Genomic DNA, 16,270 nt, shown 5'->3' with positions numbered 1-16,270 from the left:
ATGCTGAGGATTATTAATACAGGACTTTTTTATTTGTTATTAAGTACCTGGACTATGTTCTGGTTTATTTTTTGTTGCGTCAGCTTACCAATATTACCCGCCAATCGTCGTCATCGGGTTATCGTCAAACCTTGGTGTCAAACAGCCTTATTCTTATCTAAGCACTTATGTGGTGTTCACTATCGAGTGATTGGCGCAGAAAACATCCCAAACTCAGCTGGCGTAATTATTAGCAACCACCAAAGCACTTGGGAAACATTTTTTCTACAAACGGTTTTCAGCCCACAAACCCAGGTTATCAAGCGTGAACTCTTATTCATTCCTTTTTTTGGCTGGACCTTTCGACTGCTAAACCCTATTGCCATTAACCGGCAGGATGTCCGTGGCTCATTAAAAGTAATCATTAACAAAGGAACCTCCCTATTACAACAAGGCAATTGGATTTTAATTTTTCCTGAAGGCACCCGTAAACCTTGTGGTAAGTTAGGGAAATACTCCTCTGGTGGTGCAGCTTTAGCAATCAATGCAGGTAAGCAAATAGTACCTGTAGCCCATAATGCGGGTAGAGTATGGCCAAGTCATCAGTGGTTGAAAAAACCTGGAACAATTACCGTGATTATCGGTAAACCGATTGATACCACAGATAAAAACCATAAGCAGCTAAGTAATGAATTACATGCTTGGACAGAACAACAGTTAGCTAATATTGATAAATAATATTCTCACTTAGCTTTTTTAAATACATATAACCAAAGCGAAGGGTTTTTAGGGATAGCCGTCGAACGACGACAAAAAACCCTAAAAGATCATTCGCAGAAGAGATAGCAAAGGAATGCATTATGAGTCACCTTATTGCCAACCCAACTATAGAAAATAAAGCCTCACATTATGATGTTGTTGTAGTGGGTGGGGGTGCTGCCGGTATAGCAACTACAGCCAGTTTATTAAGCCGCGAGCCACATTTAAACATTGTTATTATTGATCCCGCCAATTGTCACTACTATCAACCTGGCTGGACATTAGTCGGTGCTGGTGTTTTTAAGCCTCAGCAAACAGCAAAGCCAATGGCTGATGTTATTCCCAATAAAGCCAGCTGGTTAAAGCATGCAGTTAAATATTTTAACCCTAAACAAAGCCAAGTCATTCTTTCCAACAATCAAGCTCTCAACTACCGGATGTTAATTGTTGCTGCAGGCATTAAGCTAGACTGGGCAGCAATAGAAGGGCTACCACAAGCTTTAGGTAGACAGGGAATTACCTCTAATTATTCATTTGAGTTAGCCCCTTATACTTGGCAACTGGTGACTCAACTTAAATCTGGCCGTGCAATTTTCACCCAACCACCATTGCCTATTAAATGTGCTGGTGCACCACAAAAAGCTCTTTATTTATCAGCTGATTATTGGAAACAACACAAAAGGCTAAGCAATATTGATATTGCCTTTTATAATGCAGGAGATGCTTTATTTGGGGTTAAGGAATACGTACCTGCTTTAATGCAATATATACAAAAGTATTCAGTTAGTCTTCACTTTAAACATAATTTAACAGCCGTTGATGCCAACAGTAAAACGGCTATTTTTACCCAAACAACAGCCGATGCTTCTCAAAAAATCATTGAAAAATCCTTTGATTTATTACATGTGTGCCCTCCTCAACTGGCACCAGACTTTATTCGAAATAGCCCTTTAGCTGATAAAAATGGTTGGCTGAGTGTATATCCAGATACATTACAACACACCCAATATTCAAATATCTTTGGTGTTGGTGATATCTGCTCTACCCCTAATGCAAAAACTGCCGCAGCTGCCCGAAAACAAGCCCCAGTGGTAGCTGAAAATGTTATTCATTGCCTAAATGGAAATAACCCTACTGTTGCTTACAATGGTTATGGTTCATGCCCATTAACAGTAGAAAGAGGAAAAATAATCTTAGCTGAGTTTTTATATGGTGGTAAAGTAGCCCCCACTTTCCCTGGTTGGCTCAATGAAGGTACCCAACCCAGTCGTTTAGCCTGGCACTTGAAACAAAAAGTGCTCCCAGCTGTTTACTGGCATGCCATGCTAAAAGGCAGAGAATGGCTAGCTAAGCCATCAAAAGCGAAGTAAACTCTTTAGCCTGAATGTCTAGAACCTTTAATATCTAATGAAATATTCAGGCTACTCTATGGTAAACTGACAGTAGATGAGTAATTACTTTAAGTCATTTGCATGTTAGTAAAAAACCAGAAAACCATTTTTGATCATGTTAATCTTTGCCGCTATTTAGGCAAATTTGCTGCTGTTCTGTTTCGGTTGACTAAATGGTCTATCGAAGGCTCTAAACCTAATCAGACACAATCTGTTGTAGTGGCCGCACCCCATACCTCTAACTGGGATTTTTTTATTACTCTGGGAATGGCTTTGAGAATGGAAGTAAAGGTACGCTGGCTAGGTAAGCAATCTTTATTTAAATGGGGAATGGGACCAATAATGCGTTGGTTAGGGGGAATTCCTGTCGATCGTTCCAAATCGTCAGGGTTAGTAGAGCAAATTGCAAACTATTTTAAAACCGGAGGCCAGTTCTCTTTAGTAATATCCCCTGAAGGTACCCGTAGTAAATCCAAACAATGGAAAACAGGCTTTTACTATATAGCTAAACACGCCAATGTACCAATTAATCTTGCTTTTATTGATCACAAAAAAAGAATTGTAGGATTTGGATCTACTTTTCAATTAACAGAAAGTCCAGAGCTTGATTTGAAAAATATAAAAGAATTTTATACACCCTATCTATAGAACTATTCTAAAGCATCTTTATAGATGCTTTTATTTTCTTCCGTTTATAATAAATAATTTTTTAATTACCCTCATAAAGAAAAAATTAACTCAACAGAAAAAGCGATTAGTAACTAACTAAATTATTTTTTCTTAACTCTATCAAAATTAATACCTTGGTCTTAACTTAGACTTTTGGCTGATTGTAATAAATCAGCCGTTTATTATTATGTCCTAGCTTCAAACAATACTAACAAAACTCACATAAAAATGGAGTCAAGGATGCAAAAAAAAGTCCTCGCTTTAGCAGTAGCAGTTGCTGCCTGTAGTGCAAATTTTGCTAACGCTACCCCTATGGATCCAAGAGATAAACCAGTAACCCAAGAATTCTCTGCAGAGATATTGGCTAACTTTGACTTATTTGCTGATTCAGATAATGATAAAATAGTCTGGTATGTCCCAAAACTAGGTAATATAGCCCTACAAGCAACTCATACGACAGATCCTCGTCCTCGTTTTGCAGCATCTTCTCGTCAAGTTACTCGCGGAATTTTTGAAGGTGAGACCATTGTTAACTTAGGGGGATCATTTTCAACATCAGGGAGTCTAGGTGCATTACAACGCCTAAACAATGAAGCTTCAAGCTATGGCTTAACAGCTCGTGCTGCTCCTGCTAGCAAAGCAGCAGCTAAGTTTATGGTTTCTGCTATTGATGTTGGTGCAGGTAGAGCTGATGTAAAATGTGCAGAAAGTGATGATATTACTGGTTTAGGTTCAGTGGTTGAATGTGAAGTAAAAAGTTTAGATGGCCAATATTATCCAACAGATATGTTATACCGTTTAAACTCCAGAGCCCCACAAGGAAAAAGCACAGTTTCACAAAATATACCCTTTCAAGCCGTTTTACTTCCAGGCTTTGATCAACTGATTCAAGACAAATTAAATGAAGGTGCTCAATGGGATGATTTAATTACTGCTGATGTTGAGTGGGAAATTGGTACCGAGCGTAAAACCCGTGTTGCTCGTGCAAAAATTAAGTGGAAACAAATTTTTGAGCAAGCTCATACCTATATGTCGGTGCATAATTTCGCTTGTGTAGATGTAGAAATTGAAGCATTTTTCCAAAACTTAGCTACTTGTCCTAATGAAGAACAATGCGGGGTAAAACTAGAGTTTCTTCACTCTGATGGTAAGTACTACGATCAGCCTCCAAGCGACGCAGCATTTAATGATGCAGTCAGAGCGTTCCAGAAGGACTTAGAAACAGAGTTATTTAACGAAGTTGCTGTTTATCAAGAATCACAAATTGATCCGCTGAAGAAAAGTCGCAGTGCAGTCTTTACTTTAAAAGCAAATTATCAAAAAATTCTTGTTACAAAAAATGAAACCCGTTATTTATACTGGAACCCTGGCAGAACTGTACAAAACTCAGCAACCACTATGAATATTGGCTGTGTAACTGGTAATTTGGGTGGAAAAATGTCTTGGGATATGGGCGATCCTGCATGTCGCGATATAGCAAATCAGCAGTAACCATTTCAGGTATTATATAATAACAAAATTACTGGGCATCAATATGATAGTTGATGCCCAGAAGCATTTTTTAACATGCTATATTCACGGAGGACTCTTTACCATGAAAAAACTCCTAGCAGCGGGTTTAGCTAGCCTTGCTTGTTTTAGTTATGCCGATAATATTCGTCTTTCTGATCTAGATTGGGATCGAATGGTACAGGATAATGGTATTATTCATGTGCCTGTAAAAGAGTTAAATAAAGGACCAATATGGTATCAAGATTATTATCAAAAAGTGCTAAACCCTACAAGGCTAAATAGAAATACTAAAGTTATCTGGGTAAACCTAAATCCCAGCATTAGAAAAGACAGCAATAATGCTTACTATGATTTTTTAAATAATTATAACGTTGCTGATGCCAAAATAAATCTATTTCCTGATGATGCAAAACTCTGTGAACCAACAGAAGAACTAATACAAGAACTTGAAAGGCTCTATACTGTTCATAAATTGGAAAGCTCTATCAGTGGTTACCCAAGTGTTTGTAAGTTAAAGATTATCTATCCTAGAGATCATTTTGCAAATAGTGGTATTGAACAGGCAGAACAGCAGCTGATTAGTTTTTTAAGCACTAACCAAGTTGTTAATTTTAGTGCCAATATTGTCAGCAAAATTGATCCCGTCATTATCTCTCAGCCAGAAATCATCAGTACTTTAACTAAAGATAACATTCTTGCTTTTAATGAAGAAAAACAAGTTTATACTGGTAAACTAACTAGCTTTTTATATTCTTCCTTAAAACTAGCAATCAATAACCCTACCCTATTTGGAAGTGTTTCTGATCAAGAAACCATGGAGCACTGGCAGGTTTTCTCTAATAATTTCAACCTTCAAGTTATCAATGATGAGCAACCATCAACTGAGGAAGAAACAGACTCAAATGAGACAGAAGAAACTGTTAACGATCCTCTAGTTAGTAGTCCAAACAAACTTGCTGACTTTAATGTCGAAATACACCAAGAAGAAGCCTTTAAGCCCATCGAATTACAAGCAGGCCAAACAATTAGCAGATTCAATATTAATTTTTAATTATTTATGGCTATTGATAAACCTCTTGTTGTTTATTTTTTCAGTCTTGCTATAACGTTTGCCTCCTCTTTTTCACAGCCAGCACATGCTGGCTATGTTGAAGAGTGTTATGGCTGCCATACCTCTTCAAGAGATCAGCCAATTGATGGAGTGTTTCCTAATGGTTTTGGACATTGGCGAGACAGTCAGTGTTATGGCTGTCATAGAGAAATTAATGATATTGCGATTAACTTAAATAAAGGTATTTTTGATAAAAGACTATTTGCATTACCAGTCAGTAGAAAACGTCTTACTCAATTGAACCACTCACCCTTGTCTTATATGCATGCGCCACAACAAGTGGTTTTTACAGTTGATGGAGTGCCTAGATTTGAATTCAACAACTTATTTGCTTTTTTACAACAACCTGTAAGTCTAAATAGAAAAAATAAGCCTTTTACTACAATGATGGCTTACCCAAAATTGACAAAACAACAACTCAAGCAAATTATTAACAAGCTAAATAATCGACAAAACTTACCTAATTCTAGCTTTGAATCAATTAAAACTGATGAAACACAAGCACTAATGATCTGGAACCAGCAATGTAAAAGTTGCCATGAAACAACAATTGCTCCTTATGATAAGCAAGGGTTAAGTCTTTTTTCGGCAGATTGGATTTACAACTATGCCAATGGCCTGGTTAAAAACCCTAATATAAAAAGAACTATGCCTGTTTTAAAATTAACAAAGTCTACAGCTAAAGGATTAAAACAGCTATTTAGCCAGTTCTATAAAACAGCCAAACAGACAATTAAAAAGCAAAACGAAAGTACTCCAGATAAGCTAATAAATACTTCTACAAAACTTAACAATAAAGCTATTTCTTATATTTGGGGACGTTTTTTTCGTGATGGCATGTGCGTACATTGTCATGGAATAGAAGGACGCGCAAAACAATATTTTGATGCAACCAATAATACAACAATAAGTCACTGGCTAAACAATAACTCTCCATGGAAAATTTGGCGTCGCCTGGAACTTAGATCCCTTGAAATTGAGACTGGGATACAGTCCCATACCCCAGGCATGCCAATGTCAGCCCCCGCTCTACCTCAACCAATGCGGCAATTATTTGCAAACTGGATAAGCCAGAACTGTCCTGACTTGTCAGGTAATAATCACTGCAATAAATACAAATAATTTAACTAAGCCAAAGAAGGCTATCCCTGATAAGAGTACTAATGTATGAAAAAACGAGTCAAGCAGCTAGCTCTGTTAGGAGCTATCCCTTTACTTACCAACATTCCAAGTGTTACTAGTGCAGTAAATTTTTCTGTTGATGTACTAAACCAGTTTCACATTATTAGAGATGCTTCACAACCTAAAACTCTCCAGTATATCTCTCGGTATGGTGCAATAGCACAGCAAACTTACAAATTACGTAGTAATGAGTATAGTCACAGCATTAATGCTCCCCAATGGCAAATACCTAGTTTTTACGCTGTTACTTTATTTGGACAAAATCAACCATTTACTGGTGAAGAAATGGTTGGATTTGGAGGTCAATTTACTACTATAGAAAGCCGCCAACTACTCAATAAACTAACTAAAGAAGCAAAAGCCCAAGGATACATAACTATTAAACCTGCCAAATACCAATTTGCTGAACTTAATTTTATGGCAACTGCCTTTGACATTGAAAATGGCCAGTTGGCTTTAGATTGTAAGATTGAAAAAATTCCTATTTCTGGTGGTTCAGACCCTTTTGTGACAATTCCTATTTGTCATTTAAAAGGCACCGACCAAGTTTATGATATTAATATTAACTTACTTTATAGCTTAAATTCTAATTTACCAAAAACAGGTTCAACTCAAAGCTCAATAGTCTTTGATGCTGTTACGTTACCTGGCTGGAAGTCAGAAATTAATAATTTATTAAACCAGGGAGAAGGCTGGGAGCATTTACTTACAGGTGTTGTAGATTGGTCTATTAGTTCAAACCCAATTAAAACATATGATTTAGATGTGGATTGGATAAAGCTTTATAACTTTACTTTTAAAGACTTAAGGAATGGTGTCAACCCACTATTTAATAAAAAAACTGTTCGAAATAAAATGAAACAGTTACTTAATTGTAATGATATAAATCAATGTGGCATCCAGCTTAAACATGCCGCTAGACCTGGTGAGCCAGGTCTTTTACCTGACTCCACCTTACTTCAGGATGCTTTAGGAAGAACTTTATTCACCGAAACCAAGCTTGAGTTCGACCGAAGAACCTTAGCTACTATGAGTCGAGCTAAACGGCATATTCTGGATAACACTGATAGCCATAACAGCCAATTTATCCCTAAAGCTAACTTTCAACAAGTTCTCCAGCAAAAAAAGGGCTCCCTTAATTTAATTATGCCAGACAAGAACATACAAAACTATCGTACTATATTAGATATCAATTGTGTTAAAGGCAAAGTTGATAACAATTTTCGCTGGGATTCATCAGCATCAAACTGCACACCTAACTCATCCTCTAAGTTCTTCAACTATCATTGGAGTGGCTGGAAAAATAACCAAAAACCTAGTTTTATTGGTGAAATTGAAGAAAGGCCTAAAAATTGTGTAAACCCAATTGCAATAATGGCTCGTTCAGCTACAAGTAAAAAAAGCCATTATGCGCTTAAAGAGAGGCTCAGTTTATCACCTAGACAAGGGCTACATTGTTTAAATAAAAACCAACCGGATAAAAAGTGCGAAGACTACGAATTGAATTGGCTGTGCATGGATATTCGCATATCTAGACCACCAGTGATTGAACCACCAATAAGACCTTGGCCTCCTATTGTAGAACCGCCTATTATTGATTGGCCTAATCAACCTGATGCTATGTAAATTAGTCACCCCTCTCTAGGAGGGGTGTACTTGAACCTAGTAACGATATAATGGCTCTGCTTCGTATACTTCAGCATACTTAATTCGGTCATAAGCTAGCTGATAGGTAAATGTATTACCTTGTCGGAGAGTCACTTTTATTTTTATTTTATCTGGACTCACCTCTAACACAGTGCCAATATATTTTTTCCGTTTATCTGTTATTATTAGAACCTTTTTGCCAGCGTACTGCTTAAATTCATCATAAGTCTTTAATACTATTTTTTTCTTCTCTACTATTTTTTCTTTCTCATCAACTTGGTCTAAAGTTTCTTCAGTTTCGACTATTTCATTCTCAGATAACTGGCTAAAAATAGGCTGTATATACTCATCATTAATTGACAGCATGACGTTTTGATAAATAAATAAATCAAGTGGCTCTTTTGCCATTTGTGTCACTTTCATTAATGACTTAGATCCTTCACTTAAATCAATACTTATTTTTAAGCTACCAGAGTTTTTCATATAGTTAGTTATTTTAGTAACAAACTTATCAGAAAACTTTAGTTTATAGTTTCTATTCAATATTTTATTAAATTTATCTATTTCAGCTGATATACATTGATCAATTGAAACCTTATTTTTCTCCTGACAATTCTTTAGCCACAATTTATTATAAGATTCATCAGTATAGCTAATCGTCATTAGTTGCAACTGCGGATCTTGCATCATAAAAGCTGTAGGTTGTAAAGAGCTTACATTCTTTACTTTAAGATTAATATTAGAACTACCTAAACCTTTTACGTTGTAATCAATATTAAAGTCTACCCCTGCAAGATATGAATCATGGGTGTAACCAATAGAATAATCAGTTACTACTTGATTAAGCCCCATTTCAATTGCACTCATATGAAATGGGTATTGTGTATCTGCATTTGGAGTAAACTGTCTCCCTAATCTGTCATTATCTGCAGCAGACAATGTAAATCCTTCTATCTGAAGCTTTAAACTGGAAGGAAGCTCTTTCATATCCCTATAGCCAAGCTGAAGGATATCTAGTAAAGATGGGAACTTGACTCTGACCATGTTGGTTGTAGTGCTAACAGAACCACCTCCATCTGATGCGGGAAAATCCAGCTCTACGTCACTTACCTCTACCGCACCATCATAGGTTGTATGGACATTGCGGTAGGCAAAGTCTCCTCCCATCATTGCAGCAAAACTGCTCGCTTTTTCCAAAGCCTGATCCACCTTATATGAAATGTAGTATTGGGTGCCCCCTACTCCGGCTGCAATTAATACAATTAAAATAATAATTACTTTTAGCATTTTGTATTGCCTTATTTATCAAAGCAGCTTGGCTATTTATATTTATGTAATAAAAAACTTAAAAGTTTAAATAGTATATTAATTGATTAAGAAAACACTATACTTCAAATGTAGTCGTAATTTTCTTTATTTTAAATACTAAACAAATTATGACAAACAGAAAGCTGATGAAGTACTTTAAAAAGTATAAGAAGGATAGGATGGCTGAACAGCAGATTTTTATTATCACCACTTTATTGAAATAAAAAATGGGGCTTAATTAATAGCCCCATTTTTATGTCTCTATAATAAAAGTGTATTTTTTATTTACACATCAAGGTTATTTACCCTTAATGCGTTATCTTCTATGAAGTTTCTTCTTGGCTCCACTTGATCCCCCATCAGCGTAGTAAAGATTTGATCGGCTGCTATAGCATCTTCAATGGATACTTTTAACATCCGCCTTACTTCAGGGTCCATTGTGGTTTCCCATAACTGACCTGGGTTCATCTCACCTAATCCCTTATAACGTTGAATGGTGAAGCGCTTAGTGGTTTCTTTCATTAACCAGTCTAAAGCAGCTTCAAAGCTGACTACTGGTTGCTTTCTTTCACCTTTTGCTACATAAGCTGACTCTTCTAATAAGCCTGTCAGCTTTTCTCCTAGCTTCACCATACTTTGGTAGTCATTGGAAATAAAGAACTCTGTAGAAAGTGGATAGCTATACTCAATGCCATGATGAGTTAACTTCACTACAGGTATCCAAATTTGATGTTCTTTATCGAACTGTACTTCCGCTTTATATAGCTTTCCAGACTTACTCTCTACTTGTAGTGCTTTATCAAGTACAGCTGTCCAGTTAGTCATTAAATGCTCATCTTTCAACGATTCTTCTACAATCTCTTGACTGTAAATAACATTTTTAAGCACTTCAGCTGGGTAGAGCTGTGATAATTTATCAATTGCAGCTTCTATTTTGCGAAAAGCATTTACCAACTCTTCTAAATGAGTACCGCTAATCCCTGGTGCATCTTCATTAACGTGCAAAGAAGCATTTTCCAATGCAGCTTGAGTTAAGTAGTCATTCAGTGCCGCTTCATCTTTAATATAGTTTTCTTGCTTACCACGTTTCACTTTATATAAAGGTGGCTGAGCAATATAGACATAGCCCTGCTCTATTAATTCAGGCATTTGTCTAAAGAAGAATGTGAGTAACAGAGTTCGAATATGAGAACCATCAACATCCGCATCAGTCATGATAATGATGTTGTGATAGCGTAACTTTTCAATATTAAATTCTTCACGACCAATACCACACCCCAAGGCGGTAATGAGGGTGCCTACTTCTGCTGAAGATAACATCTTATCGAAACGAGCTTTTTCGACGTTAAGGATTTTACCTTTTAGTGGCAGGATAGCTTGGGTTTTCCGGTTTCTTCCTTGCTTAGCTGAACCACCAGCTGAGTCACCCTCCACTATATATAGCTCAGACAATGCAGGATCTTTTTCCTGACAGTCTGCTAACTTGCCAGGCAAACCAGCTACATCCAATACCCCTTTACGACGAGTCATTTCCCTTGCTTTACGCGCGGCTTCACGAGCTCTTGCAGCATCTACCATTTTAGAAACAATAGACTTTGACTCCTGTGGATTTTCTAGCAAGTAATCAGAAAGCAGCTTATTCATTTCCTGCTCTACAGCAGACTTCACTTCAGAAGAAACCAACTTATCTTTGGTCTGAGATGAGAATTTTGGATCTGGCACCTTGACTGAAATAATGGCAGTCAAACCTTCTCTAGCATCATCACCTGTTGTATTTATCTTTTGTTTCAGTAAATTTTCTTTTTCTATATAAGCATTTAAAGTTCTGGTTAATGCACCACGAAATCCTACTAAGTGCGTTCCCCCATCTCGCTGAGGTATATTATTAGTAAAGCAGTAGATGTTTTCCTGAAAACCATCGTTCCACTGCATCGCAACTTCTACACCAATGCCATCTTCCCGCTGGGTGGTAAAGTGAAATACTTTGTTAATGGGGTTTTTATTTTGATTAAGGTATTCAACGAATGCTTCCAGCCCACCCTCATATTTAAACTCATCTTCCTTGCCACTACGCTCATCTCTAAGGTGAATGCAAACACCAGAGTTAAGAAAAGACAGCTCACGGAGACGCTTAGCTAAAATATCATAGCTGAAATTAATGTTAGTAAATGTTTCTTCTGAGGGATAAAACTGTACTTCTGTGCCTGAGTAATCAGTATCACCAATAATTGCTAAAGGCTCTCTTGATACACCATGATCATATATTTGCTGGTGTACTTTGCCATTACGGCGAATAGTTAAACGTAATTCTCTAGACAGTGCATTCACAACCGAAACACCCACCCCGTGTAAACCACCGGAAACTTTATAAGTGTTATCGTCAAATTTACCACCAGCATGTAATACAGTCATGATAACTTCAGCAGCAGAAATACCTTCTTCTTCGTGCATGTCTACTGGAATACCACGCCCATTATCTTTAACAGTTACTGAGTTATCTGGGTGAATGATAATGTCAATTTTGGAGCAAAAGCCTGCAAGTGCCTCATCAATTGAGTTGTCTACAATTTCAAAAACCATGTGGTGAAGACCAGTACCATCGTCCGTATCACCAATATACATACCTGGTCTTTTACGAACTGCATCCAAGCCTTTTAAAACTTTAATATTTGATGCATCGTAATTTGTGGTCATACACGATAACTCCTGCTTTGAAGCAATTAGTAAACTAGTAGTGCATCTTATAAATAAGGGCACATTAGCAGGCCATTTTTATCAGGCCTAAACATATGGTCTTACTTGCCCATGTTCCACGTGAAACATCTTTACATCTTTAGTCCATTCATAATTTAGTGATGAATCTTCAACACAAGTTATGAATGCCTGGCAATTCATTGTCTCAATAAGCTGACACAACTTATTTCGCTTATCGTTATCAAGCTCTGCTGCAATATCATCTATTAAATAAATGCTCTTCTGGCTAGTAAACTTACTGAATAAAAAACCTTGGGCTATTTTCAGTGCAGCAGTTACAAGCTTTAATTGTCCTCTTGACAGTATTTCTCCAGCTGGCTGCCCATCAATTTTTACCTTTATATCAGCACGATGTGGGCCATATAAAGTTCGATGTTGACTCTGTTCTTTGTCCAGGTTTGATGTTAGCAAAGCCAACAAGTCCACCTTTTTGTCCCAACCTGGATAATAGGTTAAGGAAAGCATTGGCAATTCAATTAACTGGGAAACTATTTCATTAAAAACCGGTATAAATTGGTCTATATAATACTGACGCAGCTGGTCAATTTTATTGGCCAAATTGGCTAAAGCTTCACTCCAAACCTTTAATTCAGTTGGTGATATTTTATCACGTCTAAGTAGACTATTCCGTTGTTTTATGCACTTTTGCGCTTGCCTCCAGTGTTCCACATAATGATGTTCCACGTGGAACACTCCCCAATCAAGAAACTGTCTTCTTAGCTTAGGACCACCTTCTAATAACTGAAAAGTATCTGGGTTGATAATTTGGATAGGTAGTAGTTGAGCTAGCTTTGCCACCGTACGAATTTTTTCACCTGCATAGCGAATTGTAAGTTCACCAGACAAACTCCTTTTAAGCCCTAAGGGAAGCTTTCGATTATTCTCCGTTAATAATTCAGCAAAAACTGTACACTCTTGTGAATGGGAGTTAATGATTGGCTTAAGCTTGGCACTACGAAAAGAACGAGCCAAGCCAAGCAAATAAATCGACTCTAATAAGCTTGTTTTGCCACTGCCATTTTTTCCAATAAACAGATTAATACCAGCGGCAAGCTCAAGGTTAACTGAGCACAGATTTCGTAAGTTCGAAACTGATAAGCGGGAAATGCTCATGCAACAGCGCCTTTCGAACAAATGTCAGCAGGCACAAAAATTACATTCGCATAGGCATTACTACATAGGTAGAATCTCCGTCTTCCAGCTCTTCCAGCAAAACACTACTGTTAGAATCAGATAGCGTCAGTTTTACTTTGTCGCCAGACAACACAGAGAGAACATCAAGCAAGTAGCTGACATTAAAGCCAATTTCTAGATGCTCAGAGTCATATTGAACATTCACATGCTCTTCTGCCTCTTCTTGATCAGGATTATTGGCAATAATCGTTAGCGCATTGTCATCCATTAGTAATCTAACACCACGGTATTTTTCATTAGATAAAATAGCTGCTCGGTTTAACGACTGACGCAACACTTGACGCTCGCTCACTAAGACTTTATCACCACCTTTTGGTAGCACCCGCTGATAATCCGGAAATTTGCCATCCACTAGTTTTGAAGTAAACGAAAAATCACCTGTATGAGCACGGATATGGTTATTACTCAGGACGATATTTACAGGCTCATCACCACCCACTAGCAAACGAGCCATTTCCAAAATTCCCTTACGAGGCACAATCATCTGATGCAGATCTGCATTATTAATATCTGCATCAACAGTGCACATTGCCAAGCGATGTCCATCAGTAGCAACACCACGTAATGCACCTGGGCGTAGCTCAAGTAGCATACCATTTAAGTAATAACGCACATCTTGCTGTGCCATTGCAAAGGCAGTACGGTCGATTAATCGACGTAGCTTTGCTTGAGATACTGAAAACGAATGGGCACTTTCACCTTCTTCGATATTTGGGAATTCAGTAGCTGGTAATGACGATAAAGTAAAGCGGCTTCGACCAGCACGCACTAACACTCGCTGATCTTCTTGCTTGACTTCTATTTCTGCTTCTTCAGGTAACGACTTACAAATATCCATCAATTTACGAGCCGGTACCGTGATTTCTCCAGACTGAGCAGAAGATTCAAGAGGAACTCGACCAATGAACTCTACTTCCAAATCAGTTCCTGTCAGCGATAACTGATTATCATCAACTACTAGCAGCACATTAGACAAAACCGGAAACGTATGTTTTCGCTCCACCACACCAGCTACTATTTGTAAAGGCCTTAGTAAAGCTTCCCGGGTAATAGTAAATTTCATCATTTCCTTCTCATACAAAAAGTCGTCAACAGGAAAACCACTGTAATAAATTCTTAAGTCGTTAGTGACCGAAGCAAGTTTTTGTAATCTTCTCTAATTTCTGAATCAGTTTCAGTCAGCTCTTTCACTTTGCGGCAAGCATGTAATACTGTCGTGTGATCTCGCCCACCAAAGGCATCACCAATTTCTGGCAAAGAGTGGTTGGTTAATTCTTTCGATAAAGCCATCGCTACCTGTCGTGGTCTGGCAACAGAGCGGCTTCTTCGTTTGGATAAAATATCAGCAATTTTAATTTTATAGTACTCAGCAACCATTCGCTGGATATTATCAATACTGACTTGCTTATCTTGAAGTGCTAGCAAATCTTTGAGAGATTCACGAATCAAGTCGATGGTAATCGGTCGGCCCAAAAAGTTAGCATGAGCAATTACTCGTTTCAGTGCACCTTCTAATTCGCGTACATTAGACCGCACGCGCTGGGCAATAAAGAAAGCCGATTCATGAGGCAGGTCTATTTTCGCTTGCTCTGCCTTTTTCATTAAAATGGCAACTCGCGTTTCCAACTCTGGTGGCTCAACCGCAACCGTCAAACCCCAACCAAATCTTGACTTTAAGCGTTCTTCAAGGCCATTAATCTCTTTTGGATAGCGATCACAAGTCAGAATCATTTGCTGACCACCTTCAAGCAGCGCATTAAAGGTATGGAAAAATTCTTCCTGAGAACGTTCCTTACCAGCAAAAAACTGAATATCATCAATCAACAATGCATCAACTGAACGATAGTATCGTTTGAAGTCATTAATTGCGTTCAGCTGTAAAGCTTTAACCATATCAGCAACAAATCGTTCAGAATGTAGATAAATGACTTTTGCATGACTGTTTTGTTTAACTAAAAAGTTACCAACAGAATGCATTAAGTGGGTTTTACCCAAGCCAACTCCGCCATAAAGAAACAATGGGTTGTATGCAGCGCCAGGGTTTTCAGCCACTTGTCTTGCAGCAGCTAATGCAAGTTGGTTCGACTTACCTTCAACAAAGCTATCAAAAGTAAAATCAACATTAAGCGAGCTGTTATGTTTTAACCCACCTTCTACATCTACCTGTCTTGATGTTGGCACTGATGAAACTTTCTGACTAGAAGTGCTTTCAGTTGTAAGCTCAGCTAATACATCCAGTTGAGTAGGTTCTGTTGTGGTAACTAAATTTTCATCTTGGCTAATACCACCGTTGTTGCTTAATAGTGGATTTACAAAGCTACCTGATGTTTTAGCTATAGTCTGACCAGATGAACGGGTTTCAACAGTTGATTGATTAGCAGTCTGAAGTGATTGGCGAGTGCCGGCTAAAAAACTAGGCTTACGCACAGCAACTTCAAGCATCACCAGTAATGGCAGGTCATCAGCTAAATCATTAAGGATCTCTTCAATTCTGACTAAATATTTTTCCTTAACCCAATCTTTTACAAATCGGTTGGGAGCAAACATGGTCAGTTCATTGCCCTCAAGTTCAACCTTGAGTGGTCTTATCCAAGTATTGAACTGCTGAGAAGGCAACTCATCCTGCAAAATTTCAAGACATCGTTGCCAGACTGTGAGCGACACTAATCTCTCCCCTTTTCAATGTGTCAACAGGCGACAAATGAATACACAACGGTCCATTCTATATCTTCTTAATAAAGTTATCCACACCAATCTTAGATTT

At 37.8% G+C, this 16,270-nt stretch carries 12 protein-coding genes; 7 read left to right on the top strand and 5 right to left on the bottom strand.

The features are described 5' to 3' along the window. From G4Y78_RS00060 to G4Y78_RS00030, 7 genes are all read left to right on the top strand, one after another. Positions 1-717: a lysophospholipid acyltransferase family protein gene (locus tag G4Y78_RS00060; RefSeq protein ID WP_163830657.1), complete on the top strand. Its 717-nt coding sequence runs from the start codon at positions 1-3 to the stop codon at positions 715-717. Positions 718-839: 122 nt separating this feature from the next. Beyond that, entirely contained in the window at positions 840-2,108 is a 1,269-nt protein-coding gene (locus tag G4Y78_RS00055) for an NAD(P)/FAD-dependent oxidoreductase (RefSeq protein WP_163830656.1), read from the top strand. A 102-nt stretch (positions 2,109-2,210) separates the two neighbouring features. Beyond that, the gene (locus tag G4Y78_RS00050; RefSeq protein ID WP_163830655.1) at positions 2,211-2,777 is read left to right on the top strand and encodes a lysophospholipid acyltransferase family protein; all 567 of its coding nucleotides are present in this window, start codon (positions 2,211-2,213) and stop codon (positions 2,775-2,777) included. Between the two features lie 261 nt (positions 2,778-3,038). Beyond that, a complete protein-coding gene (locus tag G4Y78_RS00045) occupies positions 3,039-4,289 on the top strand; it encodes a hypothetical protein (RefSeq protein WP_163830654.1) in 1,251 nt (416 codons plus the stop codon). Between the two features lie 43 nt (positions 4,290-4,332). Continuing rightward, positions 4,333-5,361, top strand: a complete 1,029-nt coding sequence (locus G4Y78_RS00040; protein ID WP_163830653.1) for a hypothetical protein — start codon at positions 4,333-4,335, stop codon at positions 5,359-5,361. 6 nt (positions 5,362-5,367) lie between these two features. After that, positions 5,368-6,543 carry a hypothetical protein gene (locus G4Y78_RS00035; protein WP_163830652.1) on the top strand — a complete coding sequence of 392 codons (1,176 nt, stop codon included), beginning with the start codon at positions 5,368-5,370 and terminating at the stop codon, positions 6,541-6,543. 45 nt (positions 6,544-6,588) lie between these two features. Next, positions 6,589-8,229: a hypothetical protein gene (locus G4Y78_RS00030; RefSeq protein ID WP_163830651.1), complete on the top strand. Its 1,641-nt coding sequence runs from the start codon at positions 6,589-6,591 to the stop codon at positions 8,227-8,229. Between the two features lie 36 nt (positions 8,230-8,265). Here the strand turns inward: G4Y78_RS00030 and G4Y78_RS00025 are convergent, their stop codons facing one another. From G4Y78_RS00025 to dnaA, 5 genes are all read right to left on the bottom strand, one after another. Beyond that, positions 8,266-9,537: an LSm family protein gene (locus G4Y78_RS00025; protein WP_163830650.1), complete on the bottom strand. Its 1,272-nt coding sequence runs from the start codon at positions 9,535-9,537 to the stop codon at positions 8,266-8,268. 306 nt (positions 9,538-9,843) lie between these two features. Beyond that, entirely contained in the window at positions 9,844-12,252 is a 2,409-nt protein-coding gene (gyrB, locus tag G4Y78_RS00020; protein ID WP_163830649.1) for a DNA topoisomerase (ATP-hydrolyzing) subunit B, read from the bottom strand. 87 nt (positions 12,253-12,339) lie between these two features. Beyond that, positions 12,340-13,425 (bottom strand): DNA replication/repair protein RecF, encoded by a 1,086-nt coding sequence (gene recF / locus G4Y78_RS00015; RefSeq protein WP_163830648.1) that lies wholly within the window; start codon positions 13,423-13,425, stop codon positions 12,340-12,342. A gap of 40 nt (positions 13,426-13,465) precedes the next feature. Next, complete coding sequence (dnaN, locus tag G4Y78_RS00010) at positions 13,466-14,569, bottom strand: DNA polymerase III subunit beta (protein WP_163836337.1); 1,104 nt, start codon at positions 14,567-14,569, stop codon at positions 13,466-13,468. Between the two features lie 53 nt (positions 14,570-14,622). Then, complete coding sequence (gene dnaA, locus G4Y78_RS00005) at positions 14,623-16,170, bottom strand: chromosomal replication initiator protein DnaA (protein WP_163830647.1); 1,548 nt, start codon at positions 16,168-16,170, stop codon at positions 14,623-14,625. Positions 16,171-16,270: the final 100 nt, after the last annotated feature.

It is taken from the genome of Spartinivicinus ruber, assembly GCF_011009015.1.
GTDB lineage: Bacteria > Pseudomonadota > Gammaproteobacteria > Pseudomonadales > Zooshikellaceae > Spartinivicinus > Spartinivicinus ruber.
The sequence above is the reverse complement of the archived record's forward strand: the minus strand, read 5'-3'. Positions and strand labels throughout refer to the sequence as shown.

Bases quoted from the DNA above. Each gene is read 5' to 3' on its own strand.
- G4Y78_RS00060 (WP_163830657.1), top strand. From the start codon at position 1: ATGCTGAGGATTATTAATACAGGACTTTTTTATTTGTTATTAAGTACC.
- G4Y78_RS00055 (WP_163830656.1), top strand. From the start codon at position 840: ATGAGTCACCTTATTGCCAACCCAACTATAGAAAATAAAGCCTCACAT.
- G4Y78_RS00050 (WP_163830655.1), top strand. From the start codon at position 2,211: ATGTTAGTAAAAAACCAGAAAACCATTTTTGATCATGTTAATCTTTGC.
- G4Y78_RS00045 (WP_163830654.1), top strand. From the start codon at position 3,039: ATGCAAAAAAAAGTCCTCGCTTTAGCAGTAGCAGTTGCTGCCTGTAGT.
- G4Y78_RS00040 (WP_163830653.1), top strand. From the start codon at position 4,333: ATGATAGTTGATGCCCAGAAGCATTTTTTAACATGCTATATTCACGGA.
- G4Y78_RS00035 (WP_163830652.1), top strand. From the start codon at position 5,368: ATGGCTATTGATAAACCTCTTGTTGTTTATTTTTTCAGTCTTGCTATA.
- G4Y78_RS00030 (WP_163830651.1), top strand. From the start codon at position 6,589: ATGAAAAAACGAGTCAAGCAGCTAGCTCTGTTAGGAGCTATCCCTTTA.
- G4Y78_RS00025 (WP_163830650.1), bottom strand. From the start codon at position 9,537: ATGCTAAAAGTAATTATTATTTTAATTGTATTAATTGCAGCCGGAGTA.
- gyrB (WP_163830649.1), bottom strand. From the start codon at position 12,252: ATGACCACAAATTACGATGCATCAAATATTAAAGTTTTAAAAGGCTTG.
- recF (WP_163830648.1), bottom strand. From the start codon at position 13,425: ATGAGCATTTCCCGCTTATCAGTTTCGAACTTACGAAATCTGTGCTCA.
- dnaN (WP_163836337.1), bottom strand. From the start codon at position 14,569: ATGAAATTTACTATTACCCGGGAAGCTTTACTAAGGCCTTTACAAATA.